Origin of the sequence: Campylobacter sp. 2352 PW (genome assembly GCF_024723575.1) — a bacterium.
In the GTDB taxonomy this organism is placed as follows: domain Bacteria; phylum Campylobacterota; class Campylobacteria; order Campylobacterales; family Campylobacteraceae; genus Campylobacter_D.
The window spans coordinates 66507-89201 of record NZ_JANQCX010000003.1 but is presented as its reverse complement, the minus strand read 5'-3'; the positions used below and the strand labels follow the sequence as shown (position 1 = coordinate 89201).

Here is a 22695-nt window from a genome sequence, read left to right as displayed (position 1 = left end):
CATTACAAAAAAGGTTGGTGAGTGGATGCTTTTATAACTTTATTTTTAACTGCAGTAGCAGTTGCTGTCGTACTTAATGTTATACTTAAAAAATTTGGAATTCCAACCATTATAGGCTATATAGCTACAGGTTTATTTGTGCGTGAATTTTATGGTTTTAGCACGAATGAAATCATTATTCATGTGGCTGAGTTTGGTATAGTTTTTTTAATGTTTACCATAGGACTTGAATTTTCATTTAAGCATCTTTTGGCAATGAAAAAAGAAGTGTTTTTAAATGGAAGTTTGCAAATGCTAACTTGTGGCTTGGTTTGCACTTTACTTGTAACTTATATTTTAGGTATAGCAAACCATATAGCAATGATAGCAGGTTTTGCTCTAGCTTTATCTTCTACAGCAATAGTTTTAAAAATACTTAATGATAGTGGCGATATCAATGAAGAATATGGCCGAAAAGCTTTGGGAATTTTGCTTTTTCAAGATATTGCTGTGATACCACTGCTGTTAATGATTGATATATTTAGCTCTCAAAATGCTGATATTTCAAAGCTTTTATTTACAACCTTAGTCAGTGCTGTGATTTTACTTGTTTTGCTTTATTTTATAGGCAAATACCTTTTTACTTATGTTTTAAAATTTATCATTAAGACTAATGCAAATGAAATTTTCATCGCTACCATACTTTTTACCGTAATAGGGGCAAGCTTTTTAGCGCATTCTTTTGGTTTTTCATATTCACTTGGAGCATTCATAGCTGGAGCTTTGATAGCTGAAACTAAGTATAAACACAAAATAGAAGCAGACTTGGTTCCTTTTAGGGATTTGCTTTTAGGATTTTTCTTTATCAGTGTTGGCTTGCAAATTGATTTTCATATAGTTTTTGAAAATTGGTTTTTGATTTTTGTTTTTGTAAGTTTGGTGTTATTAATAAAATTTGTAGTAATTTATGGTCTTTTAATCCTTTATACGAGAAAAAGAGTAGCTTTAAAAACTGCTTTGAGTATTTCTCAAATTGGAGAATTTGCTTTAGCGGTATTTTCACTAATGCAAGTAAATTCACTTATAGATGAAAAAACAGCACAAATTTTTATTATAGTTTCTATCATCACTATGGTTGCAACACCTTTTATTTTAAATAATCTTAGAAAAATAGCCAACGCAGCCGAAGGTGAGCAAAATGATATGGCTAAATTTTATCTATGTGATCAAAAAATGAAAGATCATTTTATCATTTTTGGTTATACAAGATTAGGTCAAGAAGTGGTGCAAAAGATCAAAAAAACAGGTATTCCATATCTAGTTTTAGAAAGTGATTTAAATTTAGTTGAACTTGGGCGTAGCAGAAATGAGAATGTTTTTTTTGCTAGTGTAGCGCAAGTAGAAACATTAAAAGTAGCTAATATAGAAGAATGCTCAGTTGCTATTATAACCATAAGCAATGAAGCTAAACTTGATATGCTCTATCAAGTGCTTTCTAATTTCAATAAACCCATACAAACGGTTTTAAAAACAAGTGGTACAGGTGCTAAGATCATTTTCCCACACACTGATAAACATTTACACATTGTAGATGCTGAAGCTTCAATAGCTAGAAATTTAGTACAAGAAGCATTACAATGTAGAATCAATACAAGTGCAGTAGAATGAAAAATGATGAAAAAGCTTTAAGAGTTAAATATGTAAGAGCTTTGGAAAAATTTACCAACTCTGCTGTGAATGCTTTAAAAAGGGAAGATTTTGATTTAACACTTTTTAGAGAAAGAATGCAAAAAAATGCTAAAATCTTTGAAAAAGTTCAAGCGGTGTTTTTAGATTCTACTTATACTAAAGCTTTAGAGCTTTTTGTAAATGAGTGTTTAGATGAGAGTTTGGATCAAAAAACCTTAACTTCAAAAGCTAATGCTTTGTATAAGCTAAAAAATAATCAAAGTTATAAAAAAGACAAACATAAAATTAAATTTAAGGATGAATATTGATAAATGTAATTTTTGATATGGATGGCACGCTTATAGATAGTGCTAATGCTATAGTATGTGCGGTAAATGAAATAAGAGCGGATTTAAATTTAGAACCTTTAAAAAGAGAGTTTATTTTAGATACTATCAATACTCCTGGGCAAAATTATGCTAAGATTTTTTATGGGGTTGATACTTACTCGCATACTAGCTTTAAAGAAGGTTATGAGAAATATTTTATTAAGCATTATGATCAAAGTGTGGTGCTTTTTGATGGTGTGCTTGAGGTTTTGGAATTTTGTAAAAAAAACGATTGTTATCTGGCTATAGCTACTAATGCACCTCAAGAAAGCTTGGTGCCTATTTTAAAAAAACAAAACATTCTTTCATATTTTGATAAAATACTAGGTGTTAGTTATGGTATAGAAGCTAAGCCTGATCCTATGATGCTAAGATTAATCGCAGATGAAGCAAAATATGAAAAAAGTATTTTTGTAGGTGATAGTTTAAAAGACAGACTTTGTGCTAAAAATGCTAAGATGGATTATATACATATTTCTTGGCAAAAAGAAACTAAAGATTTAGATGAAGTTAACGATAAAACTACTTTAATAGAAAAAATTCAAACTCACATGAAAGGTTAAAAAATGGATATTTTTGATGAAATGTTTGCAAAAAGCCCTAAAGAAAAATTTATTGAAACAATAAAATATGCAAATTTAGGTGCATTGGAAAATGTTTTAGAAAAATTATTAGCCGATCATATCGCTATGATAGAGCTTTTAGAAAAAAATAATTTAAACGAAAGCGATGTAGCGCAATTTCAAATGGAAAATTCACTCTTAATAGATGAGAGAAAAAATGATTTTTACATAGGCTTAAGTGCTGAAATTTTAGGGCATGAGGGTTGATTTTGCGTTTACTTTTATCTTTATTTTTGATGTTTAATTTTTTAAAAGCTGAAGTATTTTTTGATTATACTTATAAATTTACCCTGAGTAAAGATGAAAAAGCAAGTGTAAAAATAAAAGAAATTGACTATCCTGATGAGATTTATTATTTTGACTTCTCATGGACTTTATTTGATCAAACTAATATCATTGTTCATTCAAAGTATAAAAAATACCCTAGACAATTTGTGATGTCTTTAAGAAGAAATTTAAACTGGGTTGATCAAACCTTAGTGCCTGATTATAAAAATCCTCATATAGATAGAGCAAGATTGATACTTGAATTTAGTGATTTTAAAAAAGGTGAGGCTATTTTTACTGTGTATATAGAAGATAGAGATAAGAAATTAGAAGTAGAATTTTTAGACCCTAGAAAAGCCACTCTTAATCAAAACTAAAGTAAAATTTAATAAAATATAATTATAAGAAAACTAAGGAAAGCATAGTGCAAAAGATCGATCAGTATATGCATGAATTTTTATCTGAATTAAATTATGAGCCTATTTTAACCATGAGTTCAAAACTTCAAGGTGGTAAAAAATTACGCTCAAAACTACTTTTAAAAATAGCTGGGGAAAGTGATATTAGCTATAAAATCTGTGCTATTATAGAGTTAATTCATGCTGCAAGCTTATTGCACGATGATGTGATTGATGAAGCAAAATTAAGAAGAGGTGTAAAGTCTATCAATGCACAATTTGGAGCTAAAAATGCCATCATGCTTGGAGATATTTTATACTCAAAAGCCTTCTATGAACTTTCTTTGATTGATTTAAAATTAGCAAAAATTATCTCTAATGCTGTTGTAATGCTTTCTGTTGGTGAATTAATGGATGTAAATTTAAGCGAAACTTTCAATACTGATAAAAATGCTTATTTACAAATGATATATAATAAAACAGCCATTTTAATCGAAGCTAGCGCAAGGTGTGGAGCAATACTTGCTAATTTAAATGAAGATGATTTTGCAGAATATGGTAAAAATTTAGGTTTAGCTTTTCAAATTGTAGATGATATTTTAGATATCAAAGGTGATGAGCAAACTTTAGGTAAACCTGCTATGAATGATTTTAAAGAAGGTAAAACCACTCTTGCTTATATGTATTTACACGAAAAATTAAATCCACAAGATCAAGAAATACTTAAGTCTTACCACAAGAAAGATTTAAGTGTGAATGAGTTTGCTTGGATTAAAAATAAAATGCAAGAGCATGAAATTTTTGATCAAGTTGGCCAAGAACTAAACACTTATGCAAATAACGCACTAAAAGCTATAAAAAAATACAATATAAAAGATTTAGAAGATATTATCAAAAGCATGATAGAAAGGGAATTTTAATGCATTATTACTGCATCAGTTTTACACATAAAAATACAGATATTGCTACTAGAGAAAAACTTTCCTTTTCTAATGAAGACAAAAAAAGAGAATTACTAAAGCTAATCCATACTAATAATAAAATTTTAGAAAGCTTAGTGCTTAGTACTTGCAATAGGGTTGAAATTTTTCTTTTTGTTGGGGATGTTGAAAGCATTAATGAGCATATTTTAAAAACACTTAGTTTGCTTTGTGGAGTTGATAGAGAAAATTTAAGCATCAAGGCTGATTTTTACGAAGATAGCGGAGCCATTCATCATTTATTTTCTGTGGCAAGTTCGCTTGATAGCTTGGTTATTGGTGAAACACAAATTGCTGGACAATTAAAAGATGCTTATAAATTTGCCCTGCAAGAGCAAAGATGTGGTGTGCATATAACTAGAGCAGTGCATTATGCTTTTAAATGTGCGGCAAATGTTAGAAATCAAACTGAAATTTCTAAAAATCCTATTTCGGTTGCTTCAGTGGCGGTGGCAAAAGCTAAAGAACTTGTAAATTTAGAAAATAAAACTGCTGTTGTAGTAGGTGCAGGGGAAATGAGCGAACTAGCCTGTAAGCATTTGCTAAATGCCAAGGCTAAAGTATTGATATTAAATAGAGATATACAAAATGCCCAAAAGCTTTGCGAGGATTTAGGTGAAAATGCAAGCTATGAGAGTATTGCAAATTTAAAAGAAGTACTAAATCAATATGAGATATTTTTTAGCGCCACAAACGCTCCACATGCTATCATAACCAATGATTTATTAGAAGAAAAAGATTATAAAAGATATTTTTTTGATATAGCAGTGCCTAGGGATATTGATGTAAAAGCAAATGAAAAAAATATAGTTTATGCTGTTGATGATTTAGAAGAAGTTGTAAGAAAAAATTTAACTCTAAGAGAACACCAAGCCCAAATTGCTTATTCCATAGTAGGTACTATGACAAATGAGTTTTTTCAACATCTAAGCAAACTAGCAACCTTGCCTTTAGTTAAGCAATTACGCTTACAAGCTGATGAAATCGCTAAAGAACAATTACAAAAGGCTATAGATAAAGGATATTTAAAGCACTCAAACCATGAAGAAGCAAGAAAGCTTATAAGACAAGTAATGAATGCATTTTTACATCATCCTAGCGTAAATTTAAAAAAACTAAGCGGAACTATGCAAAATGATTCAGTAATTAATGCTATGCGTTATGTGTTTGATTTAAAAAATGAAAATATGGAAGGTTTAAACCTTTATAAATGTGAATTTAATTTGGAGAATAATCATGAAATTTAGTAAATTTTATGCCATAAGCACAAAAGAAAATCCAAAAGATGCTACTTTACCAAGTCATATATTTTTAGTTAAAGGTGCCTTTGTAGAACAAATTGGAAGTGGTTTGTATAATTTTTTACCTTTAGGAAAAAGAGTTTTAGATAAGATTAAAAATATCATCAAAGAAGAAATGGATAAAGCAGGGGCTTTAGAAGTAAATTTAAGTTTTAATACCCCAGCTGAACTTTGGAAAGAAAGTGGGAGATTTAATGTTTTTGGTAAAGAGCTTTTACGCTTTAAAGATAGAAAAGAAAATGATTTTGTTTTAGGGCCAACCCATGAAGAAGCTATGGTAGCTTTAGTAAGAAATAAAATAAATTCTTACAAACAACTTCCTTTGCATTTGTATCAAATAGGACTTAAATTTAGAGATGAAGCTAGGCCTAGATTTGGACTTTTAAGATGTAGGGAATTTTTAATGAAAGATGGCTATAGCTTTCATGCTAGCGAAGCTGATTTAGACAAAGAATTTAATCTTATGCATGAAACTTATAGTAAAATTCTTACAAGATTAGGGCTTGAATTTAGAGCTGTTGAAGCTGATAGCGGGGCTATTGGTGGAAGCGGTTCAAAAGAATTTATGGTTTTGGCTAAAAATGGCGAGGATGATATATTATTATGTGAACATTGTGATTATGCTGCAAATATTGAAGCAGCAAAAAGAGCTAAAAAAAGTTGTGAAGATGAAAGGCCAGAGGCTGATTTTGCTACACAATTTCACACTCCAAATGTAAAAACTATAGAAGAATTAGCGGAATTTTTTAAAATTAACCCTTACTATACTATTAAAGCTATTGCTAAAAAAGCTATTTATGAAAATGAAGAAAAAATTATAGTATTTTTTATACGCGGTGATGATGAATTACAAGAAGTTAAAGCACTAAATGCAGCAAATGCACTAGAATTAGTTGATGTAAGTGAAGAAGAATTAGAAAAAGCGGGTTTAGTGCCAGGGTTTATCGGCTTTGTAGGATTAAATGGCGTTGATTTTTATATTGATCATGAGCTTGAAAATGAAACAAATATGATTATTGGTGCAAATAAAAAAGATTATCATTTAGTCGGAATCAATGTTGTAAATTTAAATAAAGAACGCTTTAAAGATCTTGTAGCAGTTAAAGAACATGATCTTTGTCCAAAATGTCAGCACAAGCTTAAGCAAAGCAAGGGTATTGAAGTAGGCCATATTTTTAAACTTGGAAATAAATACTCAAAAGCAATGAATGCAAGCTATTTAGATGAAAATGGTAAAGCTCAATTTTTCACTATGGGTTGTTATGGTATGGGAGTGAGCCGTTTAGTAGCTGTTGCTATAGAAGCAAGCCATGATGAAAAAGGTTGTATTTGGAATAAAACTCTAGCTCCTTTTGTTTTAGATATTATCGTTTCTAATATAAAAGATACAAAAGCTATGGAATTTGCTGAACAAATTTACACTCATTTTAGTGATAAAGAGATTTTATTTGATGATAGAAATGAGCGTTTTGGTGTAAAGATTAATGATTTTGAATTAATGGGCTTTCCTTATGCTTTAGTTATAGGTAAGGGCTTAGAAAATGATGAAGTAGAGTTGATCCATAGAAATACCTTAGAAAAACAAGTTTTGAAAACCCAAGAAGTAATTTCACACTTAAAGAAAATTCTATGATGGTAAAAACAAATTTAAGTGCATTTTTGATTTTAGAATTAATCGCCAGTATTTTATTTATAACCTTTTTTGGTTTTTTAAATTTTTTTATGATAGTTTTTGCAAGTATGTTTTTAGGTGTAATGTTTTTAGCAAAGACTTGGACAAATCTCATCACTATGCAAAATACCAATACAAATTTATTTGGTATGGTTAAATTATTTTCTTTAACCATAGTAGGAATTTTGCTTTTAATACCAGGAATTTTAAGTACATTTTTAGGAATTTTACTCTTATTTTTCATGATGATATTAAAATTATTTACAAAACAAAAAAGAAAATATCATCAAACGAACAACGAAGAAGAAATCATAGATGTAGAAATCATACAGGAGCATAAAAAATGCAATTAATCATCGCAACAAGAAAAAGCCAACTTGCATTATGGCAAAGCGAATATATAAAAAATAAATTATCACAGACACATCCTGAATTAGAAATTTCTTTAGAGGGTTTTAAAACTAAAGGTGATGTTTTACTTGATTCACCTTTGGCTAAAATAGGCGGAAAAGGACTTTTTACAAAAGAACTTGAAGAAAGTATGTTAAGAGGCGATTCGCATTTAGCTGTGCATAGCTTAAAAGATGTGCCGAGCTTCTTTCCTGATGGCTTAGTTTTAGCTGCTATTTCAAAAAGAGAAGTGGTAAATGATGCTTTTTTAAGTGAGTATTATGAGAGCTTAAATGCTCTTCCAAAAGGTGCAAAAGTAGGCACTACAAGTCTTAGAAGAAGAATGCAACTTTTAGCGTTAAGGCCTGATTTAAACATCATTTCTCTAAGAGGTAATATCAACTCGCGCTTAGAAAAACTTAAAGCTAAAGAATTTGACGCTATTATTTTGGCTTTAGCTGGTATTAAACGCTTAGGTTTAGATAAAGAAATAAAATACATTAGAGCTTTTGAACTTGATGAGATGATACCCGCAGCTTCCCAAGGAGCTTTAGGTATAGAAAGCATTGATGATAAACAAATTTTAAAATACCTTGAATGTTTAAATGATGAAAATGCCTTTATAGAAACCCATATAGAAAGAGATTTTATAAAAACTCTAGAAGGTGGCTGCCAAGTACCTATAGGTATTAATGCAAAAATCATTGATGAAAAAATAGAGATTCGCGCCATAGTAGGCTTACCTGATGCAAGTAAAATTCTCAAAGAAAAAAGAATGATTAATAAGCAAGATTACGCAAAAGCGGGCGAGCTTTTAGCTAAAGAAATGATAGCAAAAGGTGCAAAAGAAATTTTAAAAGAAGCAGAGAGTATGATATAAATGCAAAAATTCGTAGAGCTTTTAGAAAAAAATAATTTATTAAAAACCATTCATGAACCCGTTGATGTTGATCTTGAAATGGCACATTTAGCTTATATAGAAGTTAAAAAAGAAGACTCAAAAGCCTTACTTTTTACTAATGCAGTAAAAAATGGTAAAAAATACGATTATCCTGTTCTTTTAAATACTTTTTGTAATGAAAAAGCTTTAAAATTAGCATTTGAAAAAGACTATGAAGATGTAGCTAAAGAAATTAGATCTTTACTTAAAATGCATATACCACAAAGCTTTGGTGCAAAATTAAATTTTTTCAAAACCTTGCTTGATTTAAAAAATATCCCACCAAAACGCATTAAAAAAGATGGAGAATTCAACTATAAAAGCTTAAATTCATTATATGATATGCCTATTTTAAAAACTTGGGAAAAAGACGCTGCGCCTTTTATCACCATGGGGCAAGTTTATACTCAAAGTATAGATGGAAAGCAAAATAATCTTGGAATGTATCGTTTACAAGTGGTTGATAAAAAAACCTTGCTTATGCATTGGCAAATTCACAAAGATGCGAGCCATTTTTTCCATGAGTATAAAAAAGCAAATCAAAAAATGCCAGTAAGCATAGCCATAGGTGGAGATCCTTTATATATTTGGTGTGCTCAAGCACCTTTGCCAAAAGGAATTTTTGAACTTTTACTTTATGGTTTTATCAAGAAAAAACCTGCCATTTTGGCAAAATGCAAAAGTAACCATCTTTATGTACCTTATGATAGTGACTTTATAATTGAGGGCTTTGTAGATCCAAATGAATTCGCACCTGAGGGACCTTTTGGAGACCATACAGGTTTTTATACTCCGGTTGAGCTTTGTCCTATTTTAAAAGTAGAAAAAATCTTTGCTAAAAAAAATGCGATTTATCAAGCTACTGTTGTAGGAAAACCACCTTTAGAAGATAAATACATGGGGCTTGGAACAGAAAGAGTTTTTTTGCCTTTACTTCAGACAAATGCTCCTGATTTGATAGATTATAACATGCCTGAAAATGGAGTTTTTCATAATCTAATCTTGGCCAAAATAGAAGCAAAATACCCAGCTCATGCAAAACAAGTCATGCATACTTTTTGGGGAGTAGGGCAAATGAGTTTTGTAAAACATACTATTTTTGTTGATGAAAATGCGCCTTGTTTGAAAGATTATGACAAACTCATACCTTATATACTCAATCGCTTTGATGAAGAAAAATTACTTATTAGCGAAGGAATTTGCGATCAACTCGACCATGCTTCAAGCACTTATTGTTATGGTGGTAAAGCAGGGCTTGATGCATGTGGTGATGAGAAAAAAGTTGAACTTGAAATTCTAAGCGATGAGGCTTTACTTTCATTTTTTAAAGAAAGAGATCAAAGTATTTTAAAATTAAAGCAATTTTACACTCAAACCTTTGCTCCAGTTTGCGTGATTTTGATAGATAAAAAAGAAAAAATTGTTCAGGTTTTTGAAAAATTACAAACCTGTAAAAAGCATTTTAGAATTTTAGTTTTTTTAGATACAGATGCTATTTTAGAAAATCCTTATATGCTAATTTGGCGTGTGGTAAATAATATAGATGCAAAAAGAGATATATTTATCAAAAAAGATTGCATTGCGATTGATGCAACAAATAAAGGATCATTAGAAGATTATCATAAAGAATGGCCTTTAATGACAAATTGCTCTAAAGAAGTCATAGATAGACTTATTACAAGAAATTTACTTCCAAATGATGAAAAATTATTCAAAAAGTTTGAAATTTTTTAATTTTAAGCTTTTTGAGAACACTTTTTGCTTATTAATAATATAGAGATTTTTAATCTAAATATTAAGTTTTTTAAAATTATGTCGATAGAGTATTTTAAAGTCTTTTAAAAAGGAGTTTAAAATGGACATTGGAAATATTCAAAGGGATGCAAACACAGCACAATTTAATACAAAAAGTACTGGAAAAGTATCTCAAGAAAATCAACAGCAAACTAATTTAAATAATCAAGATGAGAATTTAAATGAAAAATTAAAAAATGCAACAGAAAAACTTAATAATCAAATGGAAACACTAGAAACAAACGTACGTTTTGCATATAATGATAAAATCAATGAAATGTATGTTAGTGTAACCGAAAAAGATACTGGTAGGTTAATACGCAAAATTCCTAGCGAGGAAGTTATGAAGCTAATAGAACATTTTCAAGGTGTTATTGGCACTATTTTTGATAAGGAGAGTTAATTATGGCAGTAGGTAGTTTAGGAAGTTTAGGAATAGGCTCAGGAGTTTTAACAAGCGATACATTAAACAAGCTAAAAGAAGCAGAAATGAATGCACATTTAGGTCTTTATAACTCACAGCTTGAAACTAATACTTCAAGACAAAAAGACCTAGCAGAACTTGAAGCTAAGCTACTTGCGTTTCAAACAGCCGTAAATAGCTTAGGTGATGCTTCACAATTTAACAAGAAAAAAGTATCACCTAGCGTAAGTGGAGATAGTGCTGCTGCAAGCCTAGTAGTAGGATCTTTATCTAATCTTACAAACATGAAAGTTATTGTTGATCAACTTGCACAAAAAGACGTATATCAAAGTAATGGATTTAAAGATAAGACTGCTACTGTAATGGGTAGTTTAGGTATAAAAGGCACAGATGGCAAAACTTCTTTTACTATTACCCAAGATGGAAAAGATTATAAAATCGATATTGATGAAAGCACTACTGTATCTCAGCTTGCAGAAAAAATAAATGCCGCAACAGGTGGAAAAGTAGAAGCTAAAATAGTCAATACAGGAGATAGAGATAATCCATACCGCTTAGTAGTACAAAGCACTGAAACAGGAACTAAAAATAATATTTCTTTTTCAGGTGATGAAGATCTATTAAATGCTATGGGTTGGGGACTTGATAAAGATAGCATTAGCGCTGGTGGTTTGTATGGTTTTAGACCAACAGGTGCTGGAGATACTGATAAAGATAAAATAACCGGAAGTATGAGTGGAAATACCACAGATAAACTACTTAACTCAGGAGAAAAAACATCTTTAACTTTTGTTATTAAAAACGGTGAAAGATATGATAGATTTACTATTGATATAAATGATCAAACAACCTATGAAAGTTTAGCAGAGGACTTAAAAAAACAAACCAATGGAAAAGTTGAATTAAGCTTTGGTGCAGATGGTAAAACTCCAACTTTTAGAGCTACCAATGGTGGACAATTAAGCGTATTTGATGGTGGTTATGCAACTGATGCTGAAGGCAATATAGATCAAGCTAATTATGCTAGAGATAGCAAAGCTACTTCATTATTGAAAGATAAATTTGGTATTGAATTAGATACAAGTACACCGCAAGGTTATAATGTAAAAGCAGATAATGAAAACCATATCCAAAAAGGCATGGACGCTATCTTTAGTGTAGATGGTGTTAAAATGACAAGACCAACTAATACTATCACTGATATAGCTCCAGATGTTACCTTAGAGTTAAAACAAAAAGGAGAGATAACTTTTAACGTTTCTCAAGACACTGAAGCACTTGCGCAATCTTTAGAAAGTTTAGCTACTGCTTATAATGATTTAATGATAAATCTTAACGCAGCAACAAAGTACGATCCTGATGCAGGTACAAAAGGAAATTTCGTAGGTGTTAGCGAAATTTATAATATAAAATCTGAAATAAACAATATTTTACTTCAAACTATAACAGTAGATGGAACTGTTACAGTTGGTGATAGTGAAAGTTCAGAAGGGATTGAAGTTTCCTCTAAAGTAAGTTTATCTTTGGCTGATTATGGCTTAACGTTAAATGATGGTGTTTTATCTTTTGATTCAGGAAAATTTAACTCTAAATTTAGCGAAGATCCTGAATTAGCTGAAAAATTTTTCGTAGGAAGTAATGGTTTTGAAGATATTGATTTAGCTGGTGATAGAGTAAGTAATCTTGGCAGTGAAAATATAGAATTTAAAGAAGGTAGTTTTACTATCACTTATAATGATACAACCATAGATTTAAGCAAAACTCCAAATGGAGATCCTTTTGTATTAACAGGTGCAGATGATATTGAAAAAGCTAAAAATTTGGTTGATCATATAAATAGTTTTGGCTTAGAAGGTTTAGAGGCTAGCTTTGAAATCATTAACCAAGGTAATCAAAATCAACAAATTCAATTTAAAATCAAAGGAACTTCAGGTAGTAACTTAGAAATTCAAGGTGATAATGAATTTTTGAAAAAATTTGGTTTAAGTTCTAGAACCTTATATTCAGTTTATAAAGAAGAAACTGGAACTTTTGGTATGCTAAAAAATACCATGGGTGAAATAATGAGTTCTGAAGGTTCATTTGGAGGTTACAAAGAATCTTTAACAAAAGAATCAAAAAATCTAAATGAAACCATAGAAAGCACCAAAGCTTCCATAGAAAGTAGATATGATACAATGTGGTCAAGATGGGCAGCATATGATGGTATCATTGCAAAACTAAATAACCAAGCAAGTGTTATTGCAAATATGATTAATGCAGCAAATAATCAAAATTCTTAAAATAAAGAAAGGGTTTAAATGCTAAATAGTGCAGTTTATAGCGCATATTCACAAAATCAAACTGGTGTAGAATCCCAAGAGAAACTTATAGAAATGCTATATAGTGGGATTTTACGCTTTTCAAGTAGGATAAAAATAGCTATACAAAATGAAAATATAGAAGAAAGAGTGTATTATGTAAAAAGAGCTAGTGCTATTTTTATTGAATTGTTAAATTGTCTTGATTATGACAAGGGCGGCGAAGTAGCACATTATTTAAGTGGCTTATACACTAGAGAATTACAACTTCTTTCTTTAGCAAACATAGAAAACAATGAAGCAAGAGTGGATGAAGTAATAAATGTAGTAAAAGGCTTATTGGAAGCTTGGAGAGAAGTACACCAAAAATGAGTGAAAAAAAATGGATTGATGAGTTTAAACTAGCTGTTTATACTGAAGATGTAGAAAAAATAGTTAAACTTATGGAAAAACCGGATTATAAAGATTGCCCCAATGAGGCTTTAGCGCTAACTAATGAAGCGATAGCTTTTATGAAAAAAAAGCAAGATGAAATAGCTGTTAATTTACAAAAACTCAAAAAAGCTTCTGCTTACATAAAGTAAAACATGGCTATAAGCCGAGTTCTGTCAAGAACGATCATTTATCTAGACTTGTTTTTACAAACAAGTTCAAGCGAAGGGTTATATTATAAGACAAAAACCACCCCTTCTTGCTGCAGATTGGGTTTACATAGCTAGCTTTGTTACCAAAGCTACTGGTAGGCTCTTACTCTACCGTTTCACCTTTTCCATATAAAATATGGTAGTTTTCTTTCTGTTGCACTTTCCCTTAGGTTGCCCTAGCCATCCATTAGATGGAATCTTTGTCTTATTGCAGCTCGGACTTTCCTCTTCAAAAAGAAGCGATCGCTTGCCATGTTTAGACAAATTCTACCAAAAAAATTATTTTTATACCAGAGCAAAAACAAGATTTAATGTAATTTTTAATTTATTTTCATATTTTACAAGTTCTAAATTTTTAACTTTTATATAAGGATCTAATTTTTGCAAAAACTGCGTTAAAAAAATAAAATCGCCAACAAAACTTAATCTTAATTCATAATAAGCAAAATATTCATCTTGACTTTTGTAACTTTGAATTTGCAAAGATTGAATTCCATTAAGATTCTTTTCTATATCCTTTAGGATACTTTGATAATCTTTATTTATGCTTAAAAACGAGCGATCATTATAAGATATATTTTCATCTTCTTTTAAATCAGAAATCACTTCTTGTTTTTGCTCGTATTTTGTTTGTAAATTATATAGTTCATCTTTTGACAACTTCATTTGTTTTTCAAAATAGTCAAAAACACCCATATAAACCATGAAAAAACCAAAAACAAAAACAACTATCAAAGACAATATAAATTCACGCTCAGATAACTTAGCAAAGATATTTTCTAAATTTTTATAAAGATTTTTCAAAAACAAGAGTGATTTTTCCATTATTAACTTCTTTATTTTTTAATACAAAATGATGCTTTTTAAAATCTTCATAAAATTCATAGTCATTTTTAAGCTCTATAATAAAATCATTATTTTTAACATGCAAAGCCTCTATATAAGCTTGATGAGAATTTAAAACTTTTAAAAAATTATAAAAATCTTTATAACAAAGTGTATTTGTATAAAATTTTTGCAACAAATCAACCTTTAACTCATTTTCTTCTTGTAGTTTTTTAAACTCTTGATTTTGCTTTTGATTAATTTTTACCTGTTCTAAAATATCATCTTGTTTTTTTATTAAATTTTCATATTTTGTTTTCTCATTTTCATAAAATGATTTTTGTGTATACAAATACAAAGGATAAGCTAAAGCTAGTAAAACTCCACAAACAAAAGCCAATAAAATCTTAAAACTAAAAGATTTTAAATGATTTATTTTTTCTTTGTTGGTAAAATTAATCTTGACTTGATCGCAATTTTTTAACAATTTTTGATAAAAAATATTACTATTAAATTTATCAAAACTACTAAGATTTTGAGTATCATCTATGCTTATAATGTGCTTATAAGTATTTTTTAATTTTTCTTCATATATTTTATCATAAACATTTAATGGTATAACTTTACAATTTTGAAAATCACATCCTAAATACTCCACTAAAACTATGTATTTTTTCTTAAACAATAATGCAAGATTTTCACTATTTACATCGTTCTTAAAATACACTTCAAAAAGCAGGGGTTCTGGTATTATATAATCAATATCTAAAATATCTTCATACTTGCACAAGAATACATATGCAAAAGATTTATCTTGAAAATACTTTAGCTTATAAGAAAAATCATCTTTAAGACCAAACTCCTCAAAGCTCTTTTTTAAAATTTCATCTTCGCTAATAGGATTTGCAAATTTAATATATAAAAGCTTTTCATAAGCAAGAAAATCTTTTAGAATAGTTTTCTTACTCATCATAAAGTATTTTCTTAAGGTTTTGCTCGTTTTTGTGCCAATTTTTCTCAAGTTGAACGAATAATTTTAGCATTACCTTTTTTTGTGCCAATTTTTCTATTTTCACTCTAGCTTCTTTACCTATACGCTTAATTGTAGCACCATCTTTACCTAATATCATTCCTTTGTGAGAATTGCTATCTGTAATGATAGTGGCATTGATATAATAAATTTGCTCTAGTTCTTTAATTTTTTCTATTTTTACTTCAGTGCTATAAGGAATTTCATCACTTAAATTTTCATATATAGCTTCTAAGATAAAATCTCTATATATGTCCTTTTCGTTTGTTGTAGTAATAAACTCAGGATCAAAATAATACGGGTGTTCAGGCAAATACTTAACCATCTCATCTAAAAGAATTTTTTTATAAAATTTTTGCTTTGCAGAATAGGGGATAATAGCACTAAAATGTGAGCTAAACTGAGAATATTCACTTAATTTTTTAAGCAAAACTTCTTTTTTTACTAAATCAACCTTATTGATTAATACAATATGTGGCACTTTAGGGTTTAAACTTAAAAAATTTTCATAATCTTTAATATCATCATAAATACTAGCTACAAATAAAATCACATCACAATCAGCAATGCTTTTAATCGCCAAATCAATCATAAGCTGATTCATAGCCTTAGAGCTTGCATGCAAACCTGGCGTATCTATAAAAATAAGCTGATGATTTTCATGCATTATGATCGCATTAATCTTTCTTCTTGTAGCGTTTTGCTTATGAGAAACCATAGCAACTTTTTCTTCTAATAAAGAATTTAGGATAGAACTTTTTCCTGCATTAGTTCTACCCACTATGCTTATAAAGCCACTTTTCACAAGATATACCTAGCTAAATCTTTATTTTCTATGATATCTCCAAGCTTAACTTGCACTTTAAAATCATCTATTTTATATACCTTACCTGCGTATTCATCTGCTTCAAAACTAATATCTTCTAAAAGTTTTTCCACTACTGTATGTAAACGTCTTGCACCAATATCTTGCATTTCTTCATTAGCCTTGCTTGCTATTTTTGCTATTTCTCTAATAGCCTCATCTTCAAAAACAAGCTCTACATTTTCAGTTTTTAAAAGCTCAATGTATTGTGTTAGTAATGAATTTTTAGGTCTTGTTAAAATAGCATATAAAGCATCCTCATCTAATGAATCAAGCTCAACTCTTAAAGGAAAACGCCCTTGAAGTTCAGGGATTAAATCACTTGGCTTACTTAGATGAAAAGCACCTGCAGCGATAAATAAAATATGATCAGTTTTTAAAGGTCCAAATTTAGTTTGTATAGTACTACCTTCAACTATAGGAAGCAAATCTCTTTGCACCCCTTCTTTGCTTGGATCTTGGCGGTTTGAATTGGAGCTTGAAACTGCTACTTTATCTATCTCATCGATAAAAATAATCCCTTCGTTTTCTGCTCTTCTTAAAGCCTCGCCTTTAATACTTTCCATATCAAGAATTTTCTCACTTGCTTCTTGAGCTAGAGCTATTCTTGCATCTTTTACCTTCATTTCTTTTTTAACTTTTTTATTACCCACACCAATAACTTTTACTATATCTTGCATAGCACCCATTTCAGGTGGTAAATTTGGATTAGTATCAAACACACTTTGTGAAATTTCAACTTCTATTGTGCTATCATCTAAATCACCAGCTTTTAATTTCACGCGCATTTTTTCTAAAGAATTTTGATATTCTTCTTGTTTTTCTTCACTAACACCCTTTGGTAAAGGCGGTAAAAGTTTTTCTAAAATCTTATTTTCTATAAATTCATTAATCTTTTCTTTGTTTTTTTCTTTTTCTTCATTTTTTACTAAATTTAAAGCAGCATTAGCTAAATCTCTAACCATGCTTTCTACATCACGCCCAACAAAACCAACTTCAGTATATTTACTTGCTTCAACTTTTACAAAAGGAAGTCCCATCATCTTAGCAAGGCGTCTTGCAATCTCTGTTTTACCAACTCCAGTTGATCCTATCATTAAAATATTTTTTGGCATGATATCATCTTGAAGTTCAGGACTAAGCTGCATTCTTCTATAACGATTTCTTAAAGCAATTGCTATGATTTTTTTAGCATTTTTTTGTCCAATTACATAATCATCTAAAAATTTCACAATCTCTTTTGGAGTTAAATTCATTTATCATCCTCAATTACATAAGTTTTAATATTTGTATTAGTATAAATGCAAATTTCACCAGCTATTTGCAAGCTTTCTTTGACTAATTCCTCTTCATCTAAACTTGAGTGTTTAGCTAAAGCTCTTGCAGCAGAAAGTGCATAATTACCCCCACTACCAATAGCTGCTATAGCGCCATCTTCAGGCTCTACTACATCTCCAGTTCCTGAAAGTAAAAATATATGATTTCTATCTAATACTAACATCATTGCTTCAAGTTTTCTTAGGTATTTATCCTTACGCCATTCTTTTGAAAAATCTATTGCAGCCTTTAATAAATCACCCTTAGAACTAGAAAGTAGTTTTTCAAACATATCAAAAAGATTAAAAGCATCAGCAGTGCTTCCTGCAAAGCCTGCTAATACTTTTCCATTGTTTAATTTTCTAATTTTAACTGCATTATTTTTTAAAACAGTATTTCCAAAACTTACTTGTCCATCTCCGCCAATTACAGACTTATTTTTACCTTTATAAGCTAAAATTGTAGTTGCGTGAAACATTATTCTCCTTTAACTTCTAGCTTAAATACAGCATGAATCGCATGGCCTAATTTTGCTGAAATTTCATGCACACCAAGCTCTTTTATAGTATCACATTCTAAGCTTTTTTTATCAAGCTCTATGCCTTTTTGCTCTTTTAGTGCATGAGCGATTTCATCTTTAGTAACCCCACCAAACAAGCTTCCATTAGCTCCTACAGGCTTAGCTATGCAAATAGTGATTTTAGATAATTCCTCTTTTAATTTTTCCAAATTTGCAAGCTCAAATCTTAAATTTTCTGCCTTTTTCTTTTGCTCTGCTTCATATTGTTTTAAAACTTCATGTGTAGCAGCCTTAGCAAAACCTTTAGCAATTAAAAAATTTTGTCCATATCCATCTTTTACTTCTTTAACTTCCCCTGCTTTTCCTAAGCTTTTTACATCTTTAATCAATAATACTTTCATTGTTTTCCTTTTCTAAAATTTTCTTCCATTTTTACCTGCAATGATAAATCTTAAAGCATTTAATCTTATAAAACCTGCTGCATCTTTTTGATCATACACAGCATCTTCTTCAAAAGTACAATAAGCCTCGCTAAATAAACTATCATTCGCACTGTCTCTGCCTATTACCATTACATTACCTTTGTATAATTCAAGTTTAACTTTACCATTAACGTATTTTTGTGACTCATCAATTAAGGCTTGAAGCATTAATCTTTCAGGTGAGAACCAATAGCCATTGTAAATTAAACTTGCATATTTTGGCATTAATTCATCTTTTAAATGTGCTGCTTCTCTATCAAGTGTGATACTTTCAATAGCTCGGTGTGCTTTTAAAAGTATGCTTCCACCTGGAGTTTCATAGCAACCTCTACTTTTCATACCCACATAGCGATTTTCGACAATATCAAGACGACCTATACCATGTTTTGCACCAAGCTCGTTAAGTTTTGCTAAAAGCTGCGCAGGAGTCATTTTTTCTCCATTAATAGCACACAAATCACCTTTACTAAACTCAAGCTCTATCACTTCGCTTTCATTTGGAGTTTCTTTTAAATCTTTCACCCAACGCCACATATCTGCTTCAGGTTTAGCCGCAGGATCTTCAAGCACTAAACCCTCATAAGAAATATGCAATAAATTTGCATCCATAGAATAAGGTGACTTACCTGGCTTTTTAGCTATATCAATACCATGTTTTTGTGCATAAGCTAAGAGTTTTTCACGGCTATTTAAATCCCATTCTCTCCAAGGAGCAATAATGGCTAAATTTGGATTTAGCGCCAAAGCGCCTAATTCAAAACGCACTTGATCATTTCCTTTGCCTGTTGCACCATGGCTAATAGCATCTGCTTTTGTTTTATTTGCTATTTCTACTAAAGCTTTTGCTATCAAAGGTCTTGCTATACTTGTACCTAGTAAATATTCTCCCTCGTAAATAGCATTTGCTCTAAACATAGGAAATACATAATCTTTTACAAATTCATCTTTTAAATCTTGAATAAAAATATTTTCTTCTTTTACACCCAAAGAAAGTGCTTTTTTTCTAGCAGGCTCAAGCTCTTCACCTTGTCCAATATCTGCTGTGAAAGTTACCACTTCACATTTATACTCATCTTGTAACCATTTTAAAATTATACTTGTATCAAGTCCACCAGAATATGCTAAAACCACTTTTTTGATATCTTTTTTCATTGTCTTTCCTCTTTGTAAAAATAATTTTAAAATTTAACGAATTTAGCTTAATATAATGTAAAATATTTAGACATTTTATAACATTTTCTTGTATTTTTTGATAAAATATTTTTATGAGAATAGATAAGTTTTTAAATGTAGTTAATATTACTAAGCGTCGTGCTATCTCAGAGGATATGTGCAAAAGTGGCGTAGTAAGTATAAACAATCAAGTGGTTAAAGCTAGTAAAGAAGTAAAAATTGGCGATGAAATAAGCATTAAATTTATAGAATATACCAATATCTATAAAGTCTTAGATATACCAACAACCAAAAGCATACCAAAAGCTATGCAAGAAAAATATGTGGTAAAAATTCAATGAAAGAAATGATTTTAAGTCAAAATGAGCTTTATAAGCTTTGTGAAATTTTACCTAAAAATGGAGTTATTTTACTTCAAGGGGATTTAGCAAGCGGTAAAACTACTTTGGTGCAAAATTATGCTCAATTTCTTGGAGTAGAAAAAACGCTTAATTCTCCTACATTTTCTATCATGCAAGCATATAATTTTCAACAAGGTAAAATGTATCATTATGATATTTATCAAGAAGGTTTTGATGGACTTTTAAAAAATGGCTTGATTGAAAATTTTTTTGAAGAGGGTTTACATTTGGTAGAGTGGGGTGATGAAAAATTAAAAAAATACTTAGATAAATATCAAATTTTTAATATAATTTTACAAATCATTCCTTATGAAAATAAAAGAAAGTATATAATACATGAGTAAGCTAGAAGCTAGAAATTTAGAAAAAATCATTAAAAAAACTAAAATCATACACGATGTTTCACTAGAAGTACAAAGTGGGGAAGTTGTAGGGCTTTTAGGGCCTAATGGAGCAGGAAAAACTACGAGTTTTTATATGATATGTGGGCTTATTTTGCCAACAAGTGGACAGGTGTTTTTAGACTCACAAGATATCACAAAAGAACCACTTAATAAAAGAGCAAAGCTTGGCATTGGGTATTTACCTCAAGAAAGTAGTGTTTTTAAAGACTTAAGCGTAGAAGAAAATTTACTTTTAGCCGCCCAAGTAATATATAAGGATAAAAATTTATTAGAACAAAAGATAGAGCAAATGTTAGAATTACTTAGCATAGAGCCTATTAGACATAGAAAAGGTATGAGTTTAAGTGGGGGTGAAAGAAGGCGTTGTGAAATCGCAAGATCGCTTATGTGTGATCCTAAATTTTTACTTCTTGATGAACCATTTGCTGGGGTTGATCCTATCGCAGTGAGTGAAATTCAAAGCTTGATTAATGACTTAAAAGCTATGAATATAGGTGTTTTAATCACCGATCATAATGTAAGAGAAACTCTAGTAATTTGCGATAGAGCTTATGTAATTAGAAGTGGAAGGTTGCTAGCTAGTGGCAATGCTAATGAAATTGCGCATAATGAAGATGTTAAAAAATACTATCTTGGAAGTGAGTTTAGACTTGAATAATGCTTAAACAAAAAACCTCTATAACGCAAAAAGCAAAACTATCACAAACCTTAAGATCTTGGCTTCCTATATTGCAAGCTAACATTGAAGATCTAAAAGAAAGCTTAGATGAATTTGCTAAAGAAAATCCTTTTATAGAGATCAAAGAAAACTCAAGTATTACAAACAATCAAAACAAGTATTATCAAGAATATTTTAGTAAAAATACTACCACGCAAATGATTGACGCAAAAAGCTTGGAAGTAAAAAATGTGTATGAACTTTTAAGCGAGCAAATCATACCACCATTTTTTCCTACTAAAAAATCCCAAACCATTGCTGAAAAAATCATAGAATGTTTAAATCATGAAGGTTATTTTGAATATGATGAGGAAATTTTAGGTGAATTTGATCCTTTAGAAGTAGAAAAAATCAGGCAAAGATTTAAATACCTTGATCCCGTTGGAGTAGGGGCAAAAGACAATCAAGAAGCTTTTGTTTTTGCATTAGAGCATTTTGACTTAGATGATGAGCTTTATGAGTTTTGCAAAATGCTAATTTTAAATTTAGAAAATGCAAAAGATTTTATCAAAGATCCTTTGTATAAAAAGGCTATAGCGATAATTAAAAAAATCTCTATTCCGCCTTTTTTAGAGTATTTTGAAGAGAGTATGGAAATCATTCCTGATATATTTATTTATCAAGAAAATGGTGAAATTAAAATTAAAATCAATGATGATTATTACCCTGAAATTGCTTTTGAAGCAGATGGCTTAGATCATGAGTTTTTAAGTGCTTATTTAAAAGATGCTAAAAATTTAATCGATGCATTAGCTATGCGTAAAGCTACCCTTTATAAACTAGGGCTTATGATTATAGAATATCAATATGATTTTTTCATGGGCGGAGATATTAAACCTATGCAGCTTAAAGACTTAGCACAAGATCTTGAAAGAAATGCTTCTACCATCTCAAGGGCAATTGCAAATAAATACTTAAGTTGTGATAGAGGTTTAATACCCTTAAAGTCTTTCTTTACCACCGCAGTTGATGATGGTGAAACTTCTAATGCAACTATTAAAGATTTTCTTAGTAATTTAATTAAAAAAGAAAATCCTAAAAAACCTTTGAGTGATTTAAAAATTCTTGAACTCACTCAAAAAGAATTCCCAAGTGTACAACTAGGGCGTAGGACAATCACTAAATATCGTATGCAACTTGGCATAGGAAGCTCAAGCGAGCGTAAAAAATTATATGAATTAATGTAGGAAA

At 30.1% G+C, this 22695-nt stretch carries 26 protein-coding genes and 1 other RNA gene; 19 read left to right on the top strand and 8 right to left on the bottom strand.

Features of this window, described 5'->3' with window-relative positions:
- The first annotated feature begins 21 nt into the window (after window positions 1-21).
- The 15 genes from CAMP5121_RS02530 to CAMP5121_RS02460 all read left to right on the top strand — a co-directional run bounded on the left by CAMP5121_RS02530 (window position 22) and on the right by CAMP5121_RS02460 (window position 13709).
- Window positions 22-1647, top strand: a complete 1626-nt coding sequence (locus tag CAMP5121_RS02530; RefSeq protein WP_337214705.1) for a cation:proton antiporter domain-containing protein — start codon at window positions 22-24, stop codon at window positions 1645-1647.
- The gene (locus tag CAMP5121_RS02525) at window positions 1644-1976 is read left to right on the top strand and encodes a hypothetical protein (protein ID WP_263682261.1); all 333 of its coding nucleotides are present in this window, start codon (window positions 1644-1646) and stop codon (window positions 1974-1976) included. The genes CAMP5121_RS02530 and CAMP5121_RS02525 overlap by 4 nt, the downstream gene beginning before the upstream one ends.
- Window positions 1973-2599, top strand: coding sequence for an HAD family hydrolase (locus CAMP5121_RS02520; protein WP_337214704.1), 627 nt, complete (start codon window positions 1973-1975; stop codon window positions 2597-2599). Before CAMP5121_RS02525 ends, CAMP5121_RS02520 begins: the two co-directional genes overlap by 4 nt.
- Before the next feature lie 3 nt (window positions 2600-2602).
- On the top strand, window positions 2603-2866 hold the full coding sequence (locus CAMP5121_RS02515) for a DUF2018 family protein (protein WP_039618310.1): 264 nt from the start codon (window positions 2603-2605) through the stop codon (window positions 2864-2866).
- Between the two features lie 29 nt (window positions 2867-2895).
- Window positions 2896-3303 carry an exporting protein gene (locus tag CAMP5121_RS02510; protein ID WP_263679458.1) on the top strand — a complete coding sequence of 136 codons (408 nt, stop codon included), beginning with the start codon at window positions 2896-2898 and terminating at the stop codon, window positions 3301-3303.
- A gap of 47 nt (window positions 3304-3350) precedes the next feature.
- Window positions 3351-4244: a polyprenyl synthetase family protein gene (locus tag CAMP5121_RS02505; RefSeq protein ID WP_337214703.1), complete on the top strand. Its 894-nt coding sequence runs from the start codon at window positions 3351-3353 to the stop codon at window positions 4242-4244.
- Window positions 4244-5551 (top strand): glutamyl-tRNA reductase, encoded by a 1308-nt coding sequence (hemA, locus tag CAMP5121_RS02500; RefSeq protein WP_337214702.1) that lies wholly within the window; start codon window positions 4244-4246, stop codon window positions 5549-5551. Before CAMP5121_RS02505 ends, hemA begins: the two co-directional genes overlap by 1 nt.
- Window positions 5538-7238: a proline--tRNA ligase gene (locus CAMP5121_RS02495; protein WP_337214738.1), complete on the top strand. Its 1701-nt coding sequence runs from the start codon at window positions 5538-5540 to the stop codon at window positions 7236-7238. The genes hemA and CAMP5121_RS02495 overlap by 14 nt, the downstream gene beginning before the upstream one ends.
- Complete coding sequence (locus tag CAMP5121_RS02490; RefSeq protein WP_337214701.1) at window positions 7235-7630, top strand: FxsA family protein; 396 nt, start codon at window positions 7235-7237, stop codon at window positions 7628-7630. The genes CAMP5121_RS02495 and CAMP5121_RS02490 overlap by 4 nt, the downstream gene beginning before the upstream one ends.
- Window positions 7621-8547 (top strand): hydroxymethylbilane synthase, encoded by a 927-nt coding sequence (gene hemC / locus CAMP5121_RS02485; protein WP_263727929.1) that lies wholly within the window; start codon window positions 7621-7623, stop codon window positions 8545-8547. Before CAMP5121_RS02490 ends, hemC begins: the two co-directional genes overlap by 10 nt.
- Window positions 8548-10341, top strand: a complete 1794-nt coding sequence (locus tag CAMP5121_RS02480; RefSeq protein ID WP_337214700.1) for a menaquinone biosynthesis decarboxylase — start codon at window positions 8548-8550, stop codon at window positions 10339-10341.
- A gap of 121 nt (window positions 10342-10462) precedes the next feature.
- Window positions 10463-10804, top strand: coding sequence for a FlaG family protein (locus CAMP5121_RS02475; RefSeq protein WP_263679419.1), 342 nt, complete (start codon window positions 10463-10465; stop codon window positions 10802-10804).
- 2 nt (window positions 10805-10806) lie between these two features.
- The gene (gene fliD, locus CAMP5121_RS02470) at window positions 10807-13107 is read left to right on the top strand and encodes a flagellar filament capping protein FliD (protein WP_337214699.1); all 2301 of its coding nucleotides are present in this window, start codon (window positions 10807-10809) and stop codon (window positions 13105-13107) included.
- An 18-nt stretch (window positions 13108-13125) separates the two neighbouring features.
- Window positions 13126-13497, top strand: coding sequence for a flagellar export chaperone FliS (gene fliS, locus CAMP5121_RS02465; protein WP_257928202.1), 372 nt, complete (start codon window positions 13126-13128; stop codon window positions 13495-13497).
- Window positions 13473-13709 (top strand): hypothetical protein, encoded by a 237-nt coding sequence (locus CAMP5121_RS02460; RefSeq protein ID WP_263679417.1) that lies wholly within the window; start codon window positions 13473-13475, stop codon window positions 13707-13709. Before fliS ends, CAMP5121_RS02460 begins: the two co-directional genes overlap by 25 nt.
- On the opposite strand, the gene rnpB is transcribed toward CAMP5121_RS02460, so the two are convergent.
- The 8 genes from rnpB to CAMP5121_RS02420 all read right to left on the bottom strand — a co-directional run bounded on the left by rnpB (window position 13704) and on the right by CAMP5121_RS02420 (window position 19960).
- Window positions 13704-14028: RNase P RNA component class A (rnpB, locus tag CAMP5121_RS02455), an RNA gene on the bottom strand. The genes CAMP5121_RS02460 and rnpB overlap by 6 nt on opposite strands.
- Before the next feature lie 26 nt (window positions 14029-14054).
- A complete protein-coding gene (locus tag CAMP5121_RS02450) occupies window positions 14055-14594 on the bottom strand; it encodes a hypothetical protein (protein ID WP_337214698.1) in 540 nt (179 codons plus the stop codon).
- A complete protein-coding gene (locus tag CAMP5121_RS02445) occupies window positions 14557-15567 on the bottom strand; it encodes a hypothetical protein (RefSeq protein ID WP_337214697.1) in 1011 nt (336 codons plus the stop codon). Before CAMP5121_RS02445 ends, CAMP5121_RS02450 begins: the two co-directional genes overlap by 38 nt.
- Entirely contained in the window at window positions 15557-16429 is an 873-nt protein-coding gene (era, locus tag CAMP5121_RS02440) for a GTPase Era (protein ID WP_263725125.1), read from the bottom strand. Before era ends, CAMP5121_RS02445 begins: the two co-directional genes overlap by 11 nt.
- Window positions 16426-17745, bottom strand: a complete 1320-nt coding sequence (hslU, locus tag CAMP5121_RS02435; protein WP_039618284.1) for an ATP-dependent protease ATPase subunit HslU — start codon at window positions 17743-17745, stop codon at window positions 16426-16428. The genes era and hslU overlap by 4 nt, the downstream gene beginning before the upstream one ends.
- A complete protein-coding gene (hslV, locus tag CAMP5121_RS02430) occupies window positions 17742-18284 on the bottom strand; it encodes an ATP-dependent protease subunit HslV (protein WP_039618282.1) in 543 nt (180 codons plus the stop codon). Before hslV ends, hslU begins: the two co-directional genes overlap by 4 nt.
- Complete coding sequence (gene rplI / locus CAMP5121_RS02425; RefSeq protein WP_114640308.1) at window positions 18284-18727, bottom strand: 50S ribosomal protein L9; 444 nt, start codon at window positions 18725-18727, stop codon at window positions 18284-18286. Before rplI ends, hslV begins: the two co-directional genes overlap by 1 nt.
- 12 nt (window positions 18728-18739) lie before the next feature.
- The gene (locus CAMP5121_RS02420; RefSeq protein ID WP_337214696.1) at window positions 18740-19960 is read right to left on the bottom strand and encodes an argininosuccinate synthase; all 1221 of its coding nucleotides are present in this window, start codon (window positions 19958-19960) and stop codon (window positions 18740-18742) included.
- A 113-nt stretch (window positions 19961-20073) separates the two neighbouring features.
- Between CAMP5121_RS02420 and CAMP5121_RS02415 the strand changes: the two genes are divergently transcribed.
- The 4 genes from CAMP5121_RS02415 to CAMP5121_RS02400 are packed head-to-tail and all read left to right on the top strand — an operon-like array spanning window position 20074 to window position 22691.
- A complete protein-coding gene (locus CAMP5121_RS02415) occupies window positions 20074-20322 on the top strand; it encodes an RNA-binding S4 domain-containing protein (protein WP_039618276.1) in 249 nt (82 codons plus the stop codon).
- Window positions 20319-20726, top strand: a complete 408-nt coding sequence (tsaE, locus tag CAMP5121_RS02410; protein ID WP_263667872.1) for a tRNA (adenosine(37)-N6)-threonylcarbamoyltransferase complex ATPase subunit type 1 TsaE — start codon at window positions 20319-20321, stop codon at window positions 20724-20726. The genes CAMP5121_RS02415 and tsaE overlap by 4 nt, the downstream gene beginning before the upstream one ends.
- Entirely contained in the window at window positions 20719-21444 is a 726-nt protein-coding gene (gene lptB, locus CAMP5121_RS02405) for an LPS export ABC transporter ATP-binding protein (protein ID WP_337214695.1), read from the top strand. The genes tsaE and lptB overlap by 8 nt, the downstream gene beginning before the upstream one ends.
- Window positions 21444-22691: an RNA polymerase factor sigma-54 gene (locus CAMP5121_RS02400; protein ID WP_337214694.1), complete on the top strand. Its 1248-nt coding sequence runs from the start codon at window positions 21444-21446 to the stop codon at window positions 22689-22691. Before lptB ends, CAMP5121_RS02400 begins: the two co-directional genes overlap by 1 nt.
- Window positions 22692-22695 lie beyond the last annotated feature (4 nt).

Coding starts and splice junctions, on each gene's coding strand:
- CAMP5121_RS02525 (WP_263682261.1), top strand. CDS start 1,644: ATGAAAAATGATGAAAAAGCTTTAAGAGTTAAATATGTAAGAGCTTTG.
- CAMP5121_RS02515 (WP_039618310.1), top strand. CDS start 2,603: ATGGATATTTTTGATGAAATGTTTGCAAAAAGCCCTAAAGAAAAATTT.
- CAMP5121_RS02510 (WP_263679458.1), top strand. CDS start 2,896: ATGTTTAATTTTTTAAAAGCTGAAGTATTTTTTGATTATACTTATAAA.
- hemA (WP_337214702.1), top strand. CDS start 4,244: ATGCATTATTACTGCATCAGTTTTACACATAAAAATACAGATATTGCT.
- CAMP5121_RS02490 (WP_337214701.1), top strand. CDS start 7,235: ATGATGGTAAAAACAAATTTAAGTGCATTTTTGATTTTAGAATTAATC.
- hemC (WP_263727929.1), top strand. CDS start 7,621: ATGCAATTAATCATCGCAACAAGAAAAAGCCAACTTGCATTATGGCAA.
- CAMP5121_RS02480 (WP_337214700.1), top strand. CDS start 8,548: ATGCAAAAATTCGTAGAGCTTTTAGAAAAAAATAATTTATTAAAAACC.
- CAMP5121_RS02475 (WP_263679419.1), top strand. CDS start 10,463: ATGGACATTGGAAATATTCAAAGGGATGCAAACACAGCACAATTTAAT.
- fliD (WP_337214699.1), top strand. CDS start 10,807: ATGGCAGTAGGTAGTTTAGGAAGTTTAGGAATAGGCTCAGGAGTTTTA.
- fliS (WP_257928202.1), top strand. CDS start 13,126: ATGCTAAATAGTGCAGTTTATAGCGCATATTCACAAAATCAAACTGGT.
- CAMP5121_RS02450 (WP_337214698.1), bottom strand. CDS start 14,594: ATGGAAAAATCACTCTTGTTTTTGAAAAATCTTTATAAAAATTTAGAA.
- CAMP5121_RS02445 (WP_337214697.1), bottom strand. CDS start 15,567: ATGATGAGTAAGAAAACTATTCTAAAAGATTTTCTTGCTTATGAAAAG.
- hslU (WP_039618284.1), bottom strand. CDS start 17,745: ATGAATTTAACTCCAAAAGAGATTGTGAAATTTTTAGATGATTATGTA.
- hslV (WP_039618282.1), bottom strand. CDS start 18,284: ATGTTTCACGCAACTACAATTTTAGCTTATAAAGGTAAAAATAAGTCT.
- rplI (WP_114640308.1), bottom strand. CDS start 18,727: ATGAAAGTATTATTGATTAAAGATGTAAAAAGCTTAGGAAAAGCAGGG.
- CAMP5121_RS02420 (WP_337214696.1), bottom strand. CDS start 19,960: ATGAAAAAAGATATCAAAAAAGTGGTTTTAGCATATTCTGGTGGACTT.
- CAMP5121_RS02415 (WP_039618276.1), top strand. CDS start 20,074: ATGAGAATAGATAAGTTTTTAAATGTAGTTAATATTACTAAGCGTCGT.
- tsaE (WP_263667872.1), top strand. CDS start 20,319: ATGAAAGAAATGATTTTAAGTCAAAATGAGCTTTATAAGCTTTGTGAA.
- lptB (WP_337214695.1), top strand. CDS start 20,719: ATGAGTAAGCTAGAAGCTAGAAATTTAGAAAAAATCATTAAAAAAACT.
- CAMP5121_RS02400 (WP_337214694.1), top strand. CDS start 21,444: ATGCTTAAACAAAAAACCTCTATAACGCAAAAAGCAAAACTATCACAA.